The organism is Pseudonocardia lutea (genome assembly GCF_042658055.1).
Classification (GTDB): Bacteria; Actinomycetota; Actinomycetes; order Mycobacteriales; family Pseudonocardiaceae; genus Pseudonocardia; species Pseudonocardia lutea.
This window is the reverse complement of the sequence record NZ_JBHSQK010000143.1, coordinates 1-981: the sequence shown is the minus strand read 5'-3', so window position 1 is coordinate 981 and position 981 is coordinate 1. Positions and strand designations below refer to the sequence as shown.

Annotated in this window: 1 protein-coding gene; it reads left to right on the top strand. The window is 70.1% G+C overall.

From position 1 onward, the window contains the following. Nucleotides 1-59: 59 nt before the first annotated feature. On the top strand, nucleotides 60-981 hold a 922-nt coding region (locus ACFQH9_RS32040; RefSeq protein ID WP_379572214.1), incomplete at its 3' end, for an IS481 family transposase.

Below are 981 nucleotides of genomic sequence, written 5' to 3'. Positions count from 1 at the left end.
GCGGGCGTGGACACGCCAGGGCCGATGATCTTGAAATAAGGAGGACCTCCAGGCGAGGTGTGGAGCTGCTGAAGGCACCCGCACCGTCGACCCTGGAGGTCCTCGTGTCGCACCGTAATGCCCCGCTGACTCTGGAGGGGAAGCGGCGGTTGTGTCTGCGTGTCGACTCCGGCCGGCCAAAGGCTCATGTCGCTGCTGAGGCCGGGATCTCCCGGCAATGCCTGCACAAATGGCACACCCGCTGGCAGAGCGAGGGCGAGGCCGGCCTGGCGGAACGTTCCTCGCGCCCGCGTCGGTCCCCCGGTCTGACCCCGCCGGAGCTGGAGGCCCGCATCGAGCGGTTGCGCCGTGACCGCAACCTGGGCCCCGACCGCATCGCCTACGAGCTACGCCGACAAGACGGCACCCGCATCTCCTCCTCCGGTGTCCACAGGGTGCTGGTCCGGCTCGGGATCTCCCGTCTACGCGATCTCGACCCGCCCACCGGCGAGCAACTCCGCCAGGCCGACCCTGCCACCCACATCCACGGTCCGAGCCGGTGGCGCCGCTACGAACGCGCCCGGCCCGGCGAGCTGGTCCACATCGACGTCAAGAAACTCGGCCACATCCGCACAGGCGGCGGCTGGTGGGCCCACGGCCGCGACTCCGCCCAGCACCGGGCGACTCGCAACGCTGCCCGGGTGGGCTATGACTACGTCCACGTCGCGGTCGACGACCACTCCCGCCTGGCCTATGTCGAGGTCATCGCCAGGGCCGACGGCGGGGAGGACCAGCACGCCTGCACCGGCTTCCTGCGCCGCGCCCACGCCTGGTTCACCGGCCACGGCGTCGTCCTGGAGCGGATCATGACCGATAACGCCTGGTCCTACCGGCGCAGCCGGATGTTCGCCGCTACGTGCGCCGAGCTCGGCATCTCTCACCGGTTCACCAAGCCCCGCTGTCCCTGGACCAATGGCAAGGCCGAACGCTTCAACCGCACCC